At 45.5% G+C, this 16,011-nt stretch carries 12 protein-coding genes, 1 tRNA gene, 1 pseudogene and 1 riboswitch; of the genes and pseudogenes, 6 read left to right on the forward strand and 8 right to left on the reverse strand.

All coding sequences use genetic code 11. The features are described from left to right. Positions 1 to 353: 353 nt before the first annotated feature. Positions 354 to 1,289 (reverse strand): LysR family transcriptional regulator, encoded by a 936-nt coding sequence (locus tag ACINK7_RS15885; protein ID WP_404356721.1) that lies wholly within the window; start codon positions 1,287 to 1,289, stop codon positions 354 to 356. A 298-nt stretch (positions 1,290 to 1,587) separates the two neighbouring features. Here ACINK7_RS15885 and ACINK7_RS15890 point away from each other — a divergent pair, with 298 nt between their 5' ends. Together ACINK7_RS15890 and ACINK7_RS15895 are read left to right on the forward strand one after the other, a co-directional pair. Then, positions 1,588 to 2,163: an NUDIX domain-containing protein gene (locus ACINK7_RS15890; protein ID WP_404356723.1), complete on the forward strand. Its 576-nt coding sequence runs from the start codon at positions 1,588 to 1,590 to the stop codon at positions 2,161 to 2,163. Between the two features lie 119 nt (positions 2,164 to 2,282). Continuing rightward, on the forward strand, positions 2,283 to 3,047 hold the full coding sequence (locus tag ACINK7_RS15895) for a Nif3-like dinuclear metal center hexameric protein (RefSeq protein WP_404356725.1): 765 nt from the start codon (positions 2,283 to 2,285) through the stop codon (positions 3,045 to 3,047). A gap of 8 nt (positions 3,048 to 3,055) precedes the next feature. Here ACINK7_RS15895 and ACINK7_RS15900 read toward each other — a convergent pair. Beyond that, a tRNA-Asp gene (locus tag ACINK7_RS15900) sits at positions 3,056 to 3,132 on the reverse strand. A gap of 639 nt (positions 3,133 to 3,771) precedes the next feature. Here ACINK7_RS15900 and ACINK7_RS15905 point away from each other — a divergent pair. Next, on the forward strand, positions 3,772 to 4,425 hold the full coding sequence (locus tag ACINK7_RS15905; RefSeq protein ID WP_404356727.1) for a class I SAM-dependent methyltransferase: 654 nt from the start codon (positions 3,772 to 3,774) through the stop codon (positions 4,423 to 4,425). A 576-nt stretch (positions 4,426 to 5,001) separates the two neighbouring features. Here ACINK7_RS15905 and ACINK7_RS15910 read toward each other — a convergent pair. The 4 genes from ACINK7_RS15910 to ACINK7_RS15925 all read right to left on the reverse strand — a co-directional run bounded on the left by ACINK7_RS15910 (position 5,002) and on the right by ACINK7_RS15925 (position 9,127). Beyond that, a complete protein-coding gene (locus ACINK7_RS15910) occupies positions 5,002 to 6,729 on the reverse strand; it encodes an SLC13 family permease (RefSeq protein ID WP_404356728.1) in 1,728 nt (575 codons plus the stop codon). A gap of 159 nt (positions 6,730 to 6,888) precedes the next feature. After that, a complete protein-coding gene (locus ACINK7_RS15915; protein WP_404356730.1) occupies positions 6,889 to 7,251 on the reverse strand; it encodes a hypothetical protein in 363 nt (120 codons plus the stop codon). An 81-nt stretch (positions 7,252 to 7,332) separates the two neighbouring features. Next, positions 7,333 to 7,506 (reverse strand): hypothetical protein, encoded by a 174-nt coding sequence (locus ACINK7_RS15920; RefSeq protein ID WP_404356732.1) that lies wholly within the window; start codon positions 7,504 to 7,506, stop codon positions 7,333 to 7,335. A gap of 1,060 nt (positions 7,507 to 8,566) precedes the next feature. Further along, entirely contained in the window at positions 8,567 to 9,127 is a 561-nt protein-coding gene (locus ACINK7_RS15925; protein ID WP_404356734.1) for a MarR family winged helix-turn-helix transcriptional regulator, read from the reverse strand. A 199-nt stretch (positions 9,128 to 9,326) separates the two neighbouring features. Between ACINK7_RS15925 and ACINK7_RS15930 the strand changes: the two genes are divergently transcribed. Continuing rightward, on the forward strand, positions 9,327 to 9,590 hold the full coding sequence (locus tag ACINK7_RS15930) for a DUF2024 family protein (RefSeq protein WP_341325990.1): 264 nt from the start codon (positions 9,327 to 9,329) through the stop codon (positions 9,588 to 9,590). A gap of 628 nt (positions 9,591 to 10,218) precedes the next feature. Here the strand turns inward: ACINK7_RS15930 and ACINK7_RS15935 are convergent. Next, positions 10,219 to 11,829 (reverse strand): annotated as a pseudogene (locus ACINK7_RS15935) (cytochrome-c peroxidase); the annotation flags it as partial. 774 nt (positions 11,830 to 12,603) lie between these two features. Further along, positions 12,604 to 13,470 carry a hypothetical protein gene (locus ACINK7_RS15940; RefSeq protein WP_404356735.1) on the reverse strand — a complete coding sequence of 289 codons (867 nt, stop codon included), beginning with the start codon at positions 13,468 to 13,470 and terminating at the stop codon, positions 12,604 to 12,606. A 199-nt stretch (positions 13,471 to 13,669) separates the two neighbouring features. After that, a riboswitch (cyclic di-GMP riboswitch) is annotated at positions 13,670 to 13,744 on the reverse strand. Positions 13,745 to 14,846: 1,102 nt separating this feature from the next. On the opposite strand from ACINK7_RS15940, the gene ACINK7_RS15945 reads away from it, so the two are divergent. Then, a complete protein-coding gene (locus tag ACINK7_RS15945; protein ID WP_404356737.1) occupies positions 14,847 to 14,996 on the forward strand; it encodes a hypothetical protein in 150 nt (49 codons plus the stop codon). 37 nt (positions 14,997 to 15,033) lie between these two features. Then, positions 15,034 to 15,906 carry a VPLPA-CTERM sorting domain-containing protein gene (locus ACINK7_RS15950; RefSeq protein WP_404356739.1) on the forward strand — a complete coding sequence of 291 codons (873 nt, stop codon included), beginning with the start codon at positions 15,034 to 15,036 and terminating at the stop codon, positions 15,904 to 15,906. Positions 15,907 to 16,011 lie beyond the last annotated feature (105 nt).

The raw sequence follows: 16,011 nt of genomic DNA on the forward strand, positions 1-16,011 counted from the left end.
ATGACTCTGATTTAAAAATTATAGACGCTCGATCATTCCCACGCAGAGCACTCATCGTTATACATAAGTCAACAATTACTGTTTTGCAATCTTAGCTAATGAGGCTTCGATACCACTTTTTGTCGCCCAACGTTCCCGACTTCGAAATCGCGATCTGGGGATCGCTCCCACAGAGCATCCGCCCCCTTGTGGGAGCGACGCCTTCGTCGCGATTTCGAAGCCACTGATGTTCAATATCCGCAGATTTATCAAACAGCACCGTTTCCAGGTCTACGACGAACTCTGTTTAGCAAGTTTACCGATACTTGTGTATAACGGCGAGCGCAGAGCATGGGAACGATAAACAGCGTACCCTAAGGAGCTCCAGCCTCCCGCTTCTTTATCCTATCCGTGCTGGCATTCATTTGCCAATCAAAATATCGAGTCAAAAAATTCACAAATGTGGTGATCTTCGCCGGAATAAATCTTCTTTGCATATAAGTGACGTAAATAGACAGCGAGGGTATTCGGTAATCTTTTAATATTTCTATTAACTTACCCTGCTCCAAGTAATTGGCAACTGAAATTTCGGGCGCCTGGGTAATACCCATACCCAAGGAAGCTGCCTGACACAATGCCCTGCCGTTATTCGATGCGAAGTGCCAAGTAGTGCGTAACTTTTTTTCCTCGCCATCGACATTAAATACCCAATAATCCTCATGGGGCGTGTCGATATAATGCAAGCAATGATGACGACTCAAATCCTCTATGCGTCTTGGCTCGCCGTATTTGGCTATATATCCTGGCGAAGCGAAAGTACATAATCGAGTTTCCGCGATCTTTCTGGCCACGACACCTAGTTCGAGTGAGTTTGAAACCAATATCGATAAATCATAAATGCCCTCGCTCAAATTAATATGCGCGTTTTGCAACGACATCATGACTTTAACATTCGGGTGTTCGCTTTGATAGGCATTGATCGCCGGCACCATATAAATACCGCCGAAATCGATCGGTGCGGCAATCTTTAAAACGCCTTTAACATTTTGCCCCAATTCGGCCATATCTTCATCCAGCTCGGCGAATTCGTCTAGTAAAGGCTTGCTTCTCGCGTAATAACTCTCCCCGGCTTCGGTCAAACTAATCTTGCGGGTCGTTCTATTCAACAATGCCACGCCGAGCGATTCCTCGAGCTGCGCCATGTATTTGCTCACCATCATTGCCGATACTTTCATTTCGCGCGCGACAGCTGCAAATGTACCCAATTCGACAATTCTGCAAAACACTTTTATATTATTCAATTTATCCATATTGCTGCCACTATAAACTTATGGTTTATAGTTTATAAACTTTTTTTGCTATTTTAAATAAGATTAGTCCTGATAGACTCTTAACCGGAGATAGTTGGACCACCCGGTTTTTTGCATTGACATTGGCCGGGAGGTTCAGTTCTATATTTTCCAATCCTCCATGGCATAAATTAAGCCATAGCGTTACACCTGATACATCCAATTCCTCCCTACACCTCTTCAAGCGAATCCGTGTTTGTATTGACTTATTGACGTGAAAAAGGCTTTATACGGACTTTTGCCAAAATCCATTATCGCCATGCATCAAGAACGCTTATCTATCGTAGACGAAAACGATCGCGTAATCGGCAACGCGCTTCGGAGTATCATTCATCGTGACCGCCTGCTTCATAGGGCCGTGCATATTTTAGTCTTTAACGATTCTAATTTATTATTTTTACAAAAACGCTCCCTGACCAAGGACATCAACCCCGGATTATGGGATAGCTCGGCTGCCGGGCACGTCGATGTCGGCGAAGATTACGACGCATGCGCTTTAAGAGAGCTTCATGAAGAACTCGGAGTTCAAGTCGATAGACTTAGCCCGTTATTTAAGTTATCTGCGACACCCGTCACCGGCATGGAGTTCATTGAAGTTTACCGCTGCGACCATAACGGACCCTTTTCGCTAGCCGCCGAGGAGATCGAAGAAGGACGATGGTTTGATACGAAGGAGATCGACGCTCGGGTTAACGACGACGATCCTACGTTAACCGATACTTTTAAATCACTCTGGCGTCACTATGAATTACTAAGGAACAAACATGAAATAACTTCGACAAATGTAGGAAGGGGGTTCGGTGGCTCGATTGACAAGTGTCGGCGGCAGGGATAGCCGTCGTCAAGCCTACATGGACGTATTCACGGCGTCCTGTCAAGCGAGTCACCGAACCGCCACAAAGCGTAATGCTTGTAGAAATTATTTTGTGCATATTCCTATACAAGAACTAAACGATGATTAGCCGCCAACAATTGAACGATTTTTATCATAACCTGCTGAATCCTGGTGCTTATAAAGATTACGGCCCGAATGGATTGCAGATCGAAGGTACCGAAACTATCGATAAAATAGCCTTTGCCGTGTCGGCAACACGCGATTCGATTTCCCAAGCCATCGAGCAACAGGCCAAGGCATTAGTTGTTCATCACGGCCTATTTTGGGACTTTCACGGCGCACGCACGCTGACGGGTCCTTTTGCCAGTCGCGTATTGCCTTTAGTTCGAAACGATATAAACCTGTTCGCTTATCATTTGCCTTTGGACGGCCATCCTGAAGTCGGTAATGCAGCGGTGTTAGGCAGACTAATCGGCTGCATGCAGCAAGAACCTTTCGGCGATTATAAGGGCTGCGCGACCGGCATCAAGGGAACTTTCGACAAGCCGCTGCCGGCGTCGCAACTACGGCACGTATTGGAATCCGTGCTGAACCATCCGGTTATTCTGGCATCGCCCAATGAAAATGAATCGATTCATTCGATCGGCATCATTACCGGCGGCGCGAATCGCGAATGGAAGTTGGCGGCAAATGAAGGACTCGATGCCTATATCACCGGAGAAATCAGCGAGCATGACTGGCATGACAGCCAAGAACACGGCATTCATATGTTCGCAGGCGGACACCATGCAACCGAAAGATTTGGAATTAAGGAATTGATGAGAAAAACAGAACTGCATTTCGACATTCAATGCAGTTATATCGACAGCGATAACCCTGTCTGAGGAATTGTTGGCGGAGCGGACGGGACTCGAACCCGCGACCCCCGGCGTGACAGGCCGGTATTCTAACCAACTGAACTACCGCTCCGTTGAAGAGCGAGCATTGTATAGGATTTCACGGATACGTCAAGTTAATTAACGCAGATTGTAAAAAATACCCTTTTTTTTGCTCCCTCTGCCTCAGTGTGGGACTGCATACTGATCTTGCATCGGAACCCGAGGTATGGGTTCCCACGGAGGACCGCTCATCGTTATACATAAGTCAAAAATTACGGTTTTGCAATCTTAGCTAATGAGGCTTCGATACCATTTTTTGTCGCCCAACGTTCCCGACTTCGAAATCGCGACGAAGGCGTCGCTCCCACAAGGGGCCGGATGCTCTGTGGGAGCGATCCCCAGATCGCGATCTCGGAGCCACTGATATCCAATATCCGCAGATTTATCAAACAGCACCGTTTCCAGGTATACGATGCCCTCTGTTTAGCAAGTTTATCGATATTTGTGTATATACCTTTCGCACTTCAAATTTCGGCAGTGTCTTAGGAGGCGCCGGGGTGCTCGGCAAAGGCTTTGCCAGCATGGAGCTGGCATAGAGCCTACATGGACGTATTCACGGCGTCCTTTGACGGGCACCCCGGTGCCGAATTTTGATCTCCGATAGGTATAACTAAAGAGCGGAGGACCGTGGGACCCAGAAACTTTTCACTACTAACAAATACAGCTCCAAATGAAACTCGACGATCATCTACATTGTCCGCTCTGCGAGGAATCGAAGATTGAACATTTTCATAGCGATAAGCAACGCGATTATTTTCTTTGCTCGACCTGCGCGCTAGTCTTTGTTCCGCCCGCTCAGCAACTCGATTTGCAACAACAAAAAACGATTTACGACCATCATCAAAACGATGTGCACGATCAAGGCTATCGGAAATTTTTGTCGAGGCTCGCAATCCCTCTTTCCGCTCGTCTATTACCGGGAGCAAGCGGGCTTGATTTCGGCTGTGGCCCCGGTCCCGCACTTAGTTCAATGCTAAAAGAACAAGGATTTCCGACGGCAATATACGATCCGATTTACGCCGATTTTGCGGAGGTTTTGCAGGGCCGATACGACTTCATTAGCTGCACCGAAGTAGCGGAACACTTTACCGCACCGGGCCTTGAATTCAGCCGGCTTTTTTCCATGATCAAAACTCAAGGCATTCTCGCGATCATGACTAAGCGCGTAATCGACCGACAGGCATTTACGCAATGGCATTATAAAGCCGACCCAACACACGTTTGTTTCTTTTCCGACAGGACCTTTCTCTGGCTTGCAGACCGTTTCCGTTGTCAAATCGAATTTATCGACAGGGATGTCGTGATATTGAGTCGGTTGAATTGAAAGTTGATCCTAAAAAAGCAATTCACCATGAAGGGAAGAGAATTGAGTACTTTATGAACTGTCTCAATATCACAGACAAACTCAATGCAGTAATACAGCGTTTTCAGATCCAGTTAATGACTAAAAAATATCAAAACAATGGCGGGACGGAGTCCAGTCAATAATGATGACATAGGCTGTTAACCTAAAAAGAGCAGTTGGCATGTGCAGTAGGCCGTTCATGCTGAGCCAAGTCGAAGCATGAAGGGCCTACTGCACTTTCACCGGCCTGGTGAAGCCTCAAACTACCCTTCACCCTTCGACAGGGCTCTCCTGAGCGTAGCCGAAGGGGCCCTCCTGAGCGCAGCCGAAGTGGCTCAGGGCGAACGGAAGTTTGAGACTCTCAACTGCTCTTTTTAGGGTTAATGGTTAGCGCCGTAGGATGCGCATCGCGCACCATTCCACGGTGTCGAACCGACGAGAGTTCCCGACCCAGGTGCGCGATGCGCACCCTACACCTGCCGCTTTATAGCCTATGAACACCAACAACCATGCAATCGTCATTTTCAAGGAGAGGGATTGAATACTTACAATTTATTAATTCGACAACGGCCAAATTAACGGAATCAGCCCTATCGAGGTAATCGCAATGATGATATTCATCGGCACCCCGACTTTCAAAAAGTCTTTGAAATAATAGCCGCCGGGCCCGTAAACCATCAAATTGGTCTGATAACCGATCGGCGTTGCAAAACTGGCCGATGCTGCCACCATCGTGGCAAACACGAAAGGCTCCGGATTGAGCCCGAGACTTCCGGTAATCGCTAAAACGATCGGCAGCATCAGTAATGCCGCGGCATTATTGGTAATCACCTCGGTCATTATCGAAACGATAATATAAGTCAAACCTAACAACAACCAGGCGTTACCATCGGCAATAGACAAGACATGACGAGCTATGAAATCGGCGGCGCCGCTGATTTGTAACGCATTACCCAACGCAAAACTCGCCGCGATTGTGACGATTACGGTTAAATCCAGGCTTCTTCGCGCTTCGTTGATGCTGCAACAACCGGTCGCGACCATTGCTCCGGCACCGATCAAAGCGGCATTCAACATACTGGTTAAGCCGCTCGTTGCCAGAATAATAACGCCTAGCAATAAGGCCCAGGATAAATTCGCTCGACTGTGATTAGGCCGCGTTTCCGCCAAATCATTGATCATTAAAAAATCGCGCTGCACGCGTTGACGCGTGACAAAAGCCGGCCGCGCTTCCAGTAACAGTACATCGCCTGCCTGCAACTCGATAGACCCTAGATTACCTTGAATGGGCTCGCCGTTCCGCGCTACGGCCAACACGACGGCACCGTACCTATCTCTAAATTGGGAATCCCGAATCGTTGTGCCGATGCTATCGCAATGCGGCGAAACCACCGCTTCAACCAAACACCGCTCCGGCGCATCTTTTTCGATGACCGGATGTTGATTATCGGAAGGCACCAAGCCATTGGTTCTTAAAATATCGAAAATAGCACTGGTTTCCCCGACGAATACCAACCGGTCGCCGCCTTGCAATTTTTCTTCCGAAGATACGGCCGTCACGATACTGCCGTTGCGTTCGACTTCGGCTAAATAGATTTTGTGAAGATTTCTTAAGCCGGCCTCGGCAATGGTCACCCCTTCTAAAGGCCCGTTGAATGCCACGGCCACTTCGAAAGTAAACTTTTTCCTATCCGCGAATTGTTCGGAAGCGCTTTGCCGCTGCGGCAATAATATCGGCAATAAGAAAACGATAAACAGAATGCCGACAAAAGCAACCGGAAGCCCGATCATCGTGATATCGAACAATCCGAAACCGCTTTTACCGGTCAATACTTGGTATTGCCCATTGATAACTAGATTGGTACTGGTACCGATTAGCGTTAGCGTACCGCCTAATATGGCAGCGTAGCTTAATGGAATCATGAGCTTAGACGGACTGACTCCGATACGTTTGGACCAGCGAGTCACTGCCGGAATCATCGTTGCGACAACCGGGGTGTTGTTGAGAAAAGCGCTGAGCGGAATGATAGGCAAAACCAGGCGAAACAAGGCGCTGCGAAGGTTTTTTGGATTACCCAACATGAGATTGACGATCAATTCGACACCGCCGGATGCTCTTATGCCGGCAGCGATAATAAACATGGCGGCAACCGTGATCAGCCCTTCGTTACTGAATCCTGACAACGCTTGTTTGGCATCGAGAACCCCGCAAACGCTCAGTACGGTCAGCGCGGCCATCAATACGATATCGGGGGTTAGGCGGGAAAAAACCAGGGTAGTCAAGACCCCAAGCGTCAAAAATATAGTAAGCCAACCTTGCCAGTCCATTGTTTCCTCTAAAAATAATTGAAGGCGATCGATACGCCTGGGACAGGAGACTTATTATAGAACAAATATCTAATGTACAGCACTTCCCTGTGCTTGTGATCAATGTTGCGCGAATCAACCTTTACCGGGCAACATGCCTACGCTGCCAGGTTTAATACGTTTGCATTGCACAACGACGTCTTCCAAATGACAGGTTACGCCGGTTTTGGATGTATCGGGACAAGCTTCGCAAACTGCTTTCCCGGTATCTTTGACTTTATCGACGTGCCAACCGTAGCCCTGAGTTTGACAAAACTTCTTACTGAACCGCTTGATATTATAATCTCTCGAAGCGTGCGCGATTGCGTCTTCTTCGACCATGCATTTCGGCGAAGCCAATGTATTGGCCATTAGATCTCGATAAATATATTCCGTGGCCATCGACCCTCCCGCGTAGAAGGACAATGTCATCAATAAGCCTATCAACTTTAGTTTCATAACTTTATTCTCTGCTTTTTCTTAAGATAATGGGGCAAATAAACGTTTATTCGTCTTGAATGTTTAATCTATCGTTGATGCTTAATTCAAGACACGAATATTCATCAACGCCTCTTCTTCCTTGAGTTGCTCTTTGATTGGTGCAAATTTTTCGTCCTCGTTCATTTTGACCAATAGCAGCGTTATCACTAAAGCTGATGTCAGGCAACCGACATAAAGCCAAAATCTATCTTTTTTAGGTTCTTCAGTCGTCATGGTTATTTACCTCTCTTATAATTATGTTAACCCAGGCTGATTTTTAAAAGCCGGGTAAAGTGGGTATGATTCTTAACCCATATAACTCAACATCTTAGACGCTACATTTGCTAAGTCTGGGGTAAGTTGTCGAACGATGCATCTCGTCGGAATCCATCTATTATGCAGATCCCATAGACTTCAAAAAGCCTAAAAATCAAGCCATCATCCTTAAAAGAGCTGTTGACATGTTTTGTAGACCGTTCGTGCTGAGCTAAGTCGAAGCATGAAGGGTTTACAATACCTTCACCGACTTGGTGAGGCCTCAAACTATCGTTCACCCTTCGACAGGGCTCTCCTGAGCGCAGCCGAAGGGGCTCAGGGCGAACGGTAGTTTGAGACTCTCAACTGCTCTTTTTAAGATCATGCGCTCCATGAATGCTCGAATCTTTGATCCAACATCATTTTTTAACTTGCATGGGTTAACTTAGCCAGGCCCTTGTCAACCCATGCAAGCCGCCGGATCTTGTTATCATCGTCGACATACAATCGCTACTAAAACGGCAAGTCATTATCGACCCTTTCCATTTAGTAGTGATTCGAAACTATAAGAATGATAGAGAAAAAAGTCAATTAATTATCGATTCGATACCAATTAACTTTCCGAATGCCCCGCGAAAATCGAAGCGGATATAGGATGAAAGGCCTGTTATTGGCGCTTATTCTTTGGCATTGAATGCCGAAAATATTTGCATCGGATGAGTTGAGGACAAATTGTCGGCATCCCTTTAAAAAAAGGGAATTAGGTAGGAATGAATAGAGGCGCCAAATTAAGCGTCATTCCGCCAGGGATTCACTCCGGGCTATCCTGCCCGGAGCCCTTCGGGTAAATGCAAATCCGTTCCATACGGATTTGTCACTCCGGGCTATCCTGCCCGGAGCCCTTCGGGTAAATGCAAATCCGTTCCATACGGATTTGTAGCGGCATCTAGTACCGCGGATGGCAAGATCAAGCACACCTTGAGTACCCGAATGTGTCGGCACAGGAAAATTTGTCGAAAAATGATTTTTTGCCAAATCCTCAAGGAACGGTATGTTCCTGGCAGATTTTTTCGCTATCGGATTTTGTGAGCGGTTCTCCAGTCAAACCGCAAAAGAAACCTTCGGGCTTGGTCGTAAAATATTTGCATGTTCCGCAAAGCCCGAAAGAATGTGACTGGTGCGCTTTTTGCAATGCGGTCAAAGCTTCGATGAAAGGCGCATCACCGACCTCCGGACAATTTTTTTCAAGGAATTCCGCAGCCTTATTAAATAAGTCCTTCGGATAAGCTTGACGCAACACCTCCCATCCCTCCGCAACCAATTGCAAATGGACCATGCGCTTGTCGGCAAGATCGGGGACTTTCCGAATAAATCCTTTTCTTTCCAATAACAATAAAGTCTGTGAAACGGTTCCTTTGGTCATGCCCAAATAATGGGTCAATGCCGCAGGCGTATCACTATATTTATTGCATCGAGACAAATAATCCAAAACTTGAAAATGAACGATCTGAATACCCAGTTCTGTGCATCTTTTGCGTTCTTCGGACCTGATCAAGGCCGCCATGCGCTCAATGACTTTGTATATATCGGCTGTTTCCATGGCAATCGGCTAATTAAGTATTAACTCTCTGTTGACAACTGCAGAGATATTATCATACATTAACACTTGTTTCGATTCGAAACAAATAATGACTTTCTGTCATGCTTTTTTTACATCCAGGAAGGACATTGCTATCCCTCGTATGAGAACTTTAATACCGGCGGATTTTCCGCCGGTTTTTTTAGAGGACTTAATCATTATGCCCATATCCCACGTATACGATACCTATGCTAAGACCGCCAAAGGAAAGATAATGCACTTTGACGTAGTTCTTGATGAAAAAGACCAGGATAAAGCCATGACTTACGCAAAAGAATGGCTTACCGATATTGGCGAACCCGATGCCATTGTCAACCAAACGAATTGCATGTTTTGCCATAGCACCGAAGCACCGCCGGAATTGAGGAAACAAATCGACAAGCAAGGCTACGCAATTTACAAATTGGAAGGATGCCCGGTTTAACTTGAGGACAGCAATCACGACGACTGCTTCTCAAACTCAAGGATATGCAAGGATTATAGCATCAACTGTTTTTAGTAAATAACAACGATATTCCGCTATGAAGGGTATTTACCACTTTACAGAAAGATGAGGATTAGGGGTATTTTGTAGATATTTGAAGACTTGAGAATAACTGATTACATATAAGCTACGGCATTTTGGGGTTCGAATAGGCTTAACCTTATACAAAATGATGATACATATTGTGTTCGGAAATTTGATATGACTATTCCAGGGTAGTCGCTATTTTTGCGAAAGATTTATCCGGACATCCTGCTTGTAAAATCAGCAAAAATTACGCGACTCGCTGCTATTGCCTTCGGCCCCCCGATTCCTCCCAGCGTTCGTACCACTACACCACATCCTCGTAAACTCGATACGGATCCGTAGCACTCTCGCAGATGGCTTGACGCCGGCTCGTAATGCCTTGTATTTATTTTGCCTCCGTCTGCGCTATTCGCACAGATTTCAGCAAAACACTCGGTGCTCCGGCTATCGGTGACTAAAAATGTTCATTTCGCTAGCCCCGTTTCCAAGATTTTCGGCGTAAGACAGTTTCATCGCTCTTTCATGAGATCTTAATTCGCATTTATGGAGCCAAATAATTTTCGAACGGTAATAGCGGCGACATGTTGCCTTCTGCCCCTACCGCTTCGATCAGTAAAAACTCATCTTGCGCTAAATTGGGCGACAAGGTGTGCCCGTCGTTGACTGCGAAATTATCGCCGACATGACCGTGCGGTATTTTTATCTCGGGATGATCGAACGGAGCTTTTTCATACCTAACCCGGTCATCGGTCAATGTTTTTAAGAAAGCAACGAGATCAGCACGATTTTGCTCGGAAAACTGGAGATTCGCGAGTGGAAATACTTTGTCGATTTGTTTGGCGTGATGATGAAAGTTACCTCCACGCGTATAAAATTCGATCACTTCTTCCAAAGCTGCCATGCTGCCGTTATGCATATATGGGCCCGTCAATTCAACATTATGAAGGCTAGGAATTTTAAATGCTCCCTTTACAGCGGCAACCATTTTTACAGTATCCGTTTTACTTAATTCGGCTTGAGCTGCTTCTGGAGATGGTAAATAAGCATGTGCCAACGGAAGAAAACAATCCTCAGTCGATTGCGGTTGCGGTACCACACCATCGAGCGGTGTAAAAAGACTGGTTAGATAAGGGGGAATAGAGTTCATCGCAAGCGGCAATTGAAAGTCACATGCGCGGCTTAATTTAACTACATTATCAACGACTGCTTCTTCGTTTCCGGCCAAATGCTGCATATACTGCAAACTGAACGATAATGGGTGTCCGAATATATCAACACCGCCGACACCGACATCACTATTTTCTTCGGCAACGCCCGTTGAAGCAAATCCACTATCGAAAAATGCTGCAGAAGTGGTAATCAGAATACGATTAACAACATTTTTTGATGCGCTCATATGAAACGCAACGTCTCCGAACACTTCAGGATGCGCTTTATTCAACTCAGCATTCGAATTTATTGCCGCCGCGGTAAAGTTTGGACCTATATGACAGAGATTGCATTCGCTTTCTCTAAACAAATCCAAGCCTCTTCGCTCGGAGGCGGTCAAATCAATAGGTTGTTGATTGCTATCTCTAGCACTTAGATCAAAAGGCGATTCATCCGAAATCAACGTGGATTGATAAAGCTGCAGGGCCAATCCAAAAAACATTGCGAAATTCGCTTCCATCTGATCATAAGGCAATTCACCAGAAGGACCGCCAAATTTGCCTCGCCGAGTATATGACCAATATTTATTGTTAAAAGACTGTTTAATTAAATTCGAATACGTTGTATTCAGCCCATTTTTTAAATTACCGGGTTTACTAAAACTCAGACCACCCAAAACACTGTCGTTCCAATGGACTTTTTGACTTTCTAAAGGCCGACGCGCTAACAATTTCCTTCCGACATCCATCATCGTTCGGTTTCTACAGCCCATTTCCGTATCGCTAAGGGGAGGAACCACTGCCAGTGATGCCAACGAAGAATTGATTAAATGTAACCTTTGTTTGGCAACATTGCGAGTATTGATTTTTACCCAAACACCTGCATCAGGATCACGATCTCCCCATGAACTACTTCCATTGAAAACATTATTTGCGCGTCCATCCCAAAAATTTCGATGATTGAAAACCGAATTAATCACAGTTGGCGTATTGCGGGGTTCGACTCTACGGGTATTGGTTCCATTGACATGAAAAACCGGGTCCGCATCGCGGTCACATGCATCATTTGCATTACCTGTTCGACTGGTATTGATAAATTCGCCACTAAAAGTCCCTGATGACGAAACCACATCGTCAGAATTAAATGATACCGGTGATGCATGACTCAAAGGATTGAATCGGCGATGAAAAGGGAAATCGCGGCGACTAAGAGTATAATTGGGCCCCATTTCATCATTGGATGATGACAGATCGAATGCTTGTTCTTCTAATAGTTTGGACTTAGCCCCCGGATTCAATTGATTTTTGACACGACGATCGGCACCGGCGTGAAAATGGCATGAACCGCAAGCCATTCCATCACTTCCGACATTCGTATCCCAAAACAATGCTTTTCCAAGCGCGATGGCTGCATTTTTGTTAACTACAATTGGCTCGGCACCATCCAGTAAGCCCGGTACTTCAGGCACTTGCAAATGCTTGAGACTAATCGGCATGGGACCTACGCCTGTCGCAGAGACAGAATGGCTTATCATTAAAGCAACCAACCCCAAAACATAAAAATAAACATGACGAAAACTTGTCATCTATCAACTCCGAAGGTTCATTTATTAAAATCCTTCATTATTTTGATTTTAAAAAAATTTAATCTTGACCAGTCATGCTTAAAAAGTAGATTTCTTTAGCAACCTTATATTCAATCCAAGCTCAGTCAATCGCAAACATAGCCAAAGTAAATTGCGCTTCCGTGCGCTTCGATATCTCCTTGAAACTTCTCTTTATGCTTGAGCTTTTCTTCGTGCGCCTCCTATCAAACCGACCAATGCAGTGCCGAACAACCAAACAGCTGCTGGTACCGGAACACTGGATACGGCCATAGTCATCGGCGAACCACCCAATGCACCATCAGCGCCCCCTACATAGATCGCATACCAACCTGCAGCCAGATCATTTAACATCAAACTGGCAGACTCGCCCGCTACAATAGAACCACTCACCAAACCATTGCCGTCATAAGCGCCAATTTGCAACTCCGCGCCCCAGGCTGTTGTCCCGGAAGCGGGACCTGAATTCGCGTACCCCATTGTTTCTAATGCTCCGTTAGCACTGTTGCCGACTGTTTTGTTGTCAACACCATAAGCTGGAGTCGTAATACTGTCATCGGTCATCCAATAGGTTCCGTAAGTTCCAATCGCTCCGACTTGATTGAAAGAATGCGGAACACCTTGTGGACCGCTAGCGATACCAGGCACTTCACCGGTCCCACCTGTCCCACCGTCAAACTCACCATCAGTCCGCCACACCGTAAAGCCCGGCGACATATCACCAGCATTGACTGCTGTAACGGAAACCGTAGTTGTTGCGGATTCTGTCAAATAAAATGTAAACCATTTGTTACCTGCATGAGCCCATGCAGCATTACCCAATGCAGCGTTACTCGCGTAACCATTTACGCTAGTTGTAAAGGCGTTGGTTGCAATAGAGCCGCCTGCACTTGAAATCACATTGCCGCCGACCCAGAACGAATTACCTTGACCAGACCCATTGGGATTGACAGCGCCGGCTGCCATCGCGGCGCCGCTAGTCAATGCCAAAGCCGCTACGACCAATGTAGACTTGAACACAGATTGTACAGATATATTCATTATTTAATTTCCCAAACCACATCACGTTTTTTTTAACCGGGTGTGGTAGATTTAAGTTGTCGTTAAATTTTGGAATTGTCTGATGTTTTTAGGCTGTCCGCCGAAATAAACAACTCCAGTTTAGCGAGCTTGTTTTGCGGGACGGCCGTATCGATAACCCCATTATCGATATGCTTTCCTGCTCTCCCTAAAGCTCCTAGGAGGCAACCCGGCTGTCTGAATCAGACCCGCGGCTTTCCGACCCCGCCTTGCGACGAGTGTGGCAACTTACCATAGCTACAAAAATGCAACTTTTTAAGTTAAGCAAAATACGAGCCACACTGCATATGAAGATAAATTTTCCTAGACTTAAGTCGAAACGAACTTTGATGCGTTTTTATTACTTTGTTTTAGCTAGCTTTTTATTATTTAAAAGCCAGCCGAAACGCTTTAGGTTTACGGTTTGCAGTTGCGGCTTCGATAATCAAACCCCCGATAACCATGTTAAAAACACGTGACTAGACACAAAAGTGCGTGATATCACACACTCTCCTATCGATGTTTCACTTTCCCGATCTTGCTTGCGGCACTGATATTTTTAAAAATGAGGAGAGCGGCTAAATTACTCGGATAATGCGCTTAATAAACCTTTCATTACGCAAATGCGAAGTAATTGATGTAAAGAAGAAAAAACTAACCTGCCTCAGGGTAAACGCATTAAAATAAATGCCATATCAATATGTTATGACTATTCAACCTAAGCTTGCAGAACATTTTATTTGTTAGTTTTTATTTTGTGGCACTAATAACTACTATGAAATTACTAAAAACACTACGCATTATAACCATTTGATTTTATATTCTATTTTAATGCGTTTATCCTGCAGCCCCCCCAGCCCCCTTTTTTGTTCTTTTGTTTTATATTTGGATACCTTACGAGAATAACGCCAGAATTAATCCCTAATCATCAATGCCGTTTCGATTTTGGCTGAAGCCTATCTTTAATCAAGTTGGTTTATGTGTGATATGACACAGTACATTGAGTCATATCACCTATCGACAACCAAGCCTACCCTATCGATCAACCAGTCTCTCGCTAAATTTAAGCAAGGGACTACTTAACCGGAATACCCTCCAAAACGACCTGCGTATAGCTAATATAAATCAATAAGATAGAGCCGCACTATTATAATGACTCGTAAAAAGAATTAATCCTATTTAGAGCAGCCTAAATGGTAAAGATGGCATTTTTTTTGCTTTTTAACTAACGGTAGTTAATTTCGGCAGAGGATACAATCTCGAGCGACTTAAGGTAAGCCTCACATTTATTGAATGTCCCTTAAATACCTATGCATCTTGGTATAAGCCTTTAGACAAATCGTTACCCCGATAATCAAATGAAAGACCTCAAAAAGATGCGTATTTACCCAGAACCACTTGGCAGCCCCTCCCTACAAGGGCCGGAAACAATACAACCAATCTTACTAAAACATACCTTTGCGCATTATGTTTCGACAGCGGCCTATGAAAACGTTACCGAAATTTAAAATGCAAAAATATTTAACTAAACAAGGAGTTCAATCGATGAAAAAAAAACCATTAGCTAAAGCAGTTGCTATGGCCGTTACCAGCGCAGCAATGACTGTTGGCGCCATGCCGAATGCCTCTGCTCATGTTATGTACAACACTTACATAGCCTCATCCGGTACCGATGGATGGACCCGAGTAGACGGTTCCGGAAATTCCGGCGCACAGGTCCCTTGGGTCGGCACAACGGGCGGCGAAAGCCCATTCGGCTATGTCGGTAAACAGGCGATGAACTGGGCGGTAGCCATTCACTCAGCCAATGAAAGCCATGAGGTTTCACAGGCACATGCCCTTTCGGTTTACGGCGCTAACGTTGATATAGATACCGCTGACGGCGCCTGGGGCTCCTGGCCCGTTAACGAGTCTAACCCGGGGTTTACGCAAGGTTGGGCGCATCACACGGATTACGGATTATTGAAATCTCATGTAACCGCCGTGATCACTCTTAGCCCTGAATCGTTAGGCCCTTTGATCAATAACTTCGGAATAAGCGTATTTAAAGGAATGGATGATGGAACGGCCGGCTATAGCCGTCATGCCGCATGGAATATCGGCTATATATCCGGCGCCTATGAAGACCCTGCCAAAGAGAACAACCCTCACGGAACGAACAACGTTATTTATGAAACACATTCCGATTCCGGAGATATCACCTTTACCGCATTAGCTGGGCAAATTTATTCGATCTATTTAGGTGGTAATGTGGTCAATGGACAAAATTTCGGTCCTGTAGAAAATTATCAGTTAACCATTAGCGCATCACCGGTGCCAATTCCCGCAGCAGCCTGGTTACTGGGCAGTGGTTTAATCGGTTTGGTCTCTTTCAGCCGAAAAAGAAACCGTATAAGTCCGGAATCCGCCTGTCATTAATTACTTCCGAAGCGGGTTGGGGTTTATATAGAGGTAATAACGCGTCATTCCTCCAGGGATTCACTCCGGGCTATCCTGCCTGGAGCCCTTCGGGTAAATGCAAAT

This window comes from Methylotuvimicrobium sp. KM1 (assembly GCF_044788715.1).
Taxonomy (GTDB): domain Bacteria; phylum Pseudomonadota; class Gammaproteobacteria; order Methylococcales; family Methylomonadaceae; genus Methylotuvimicrobium.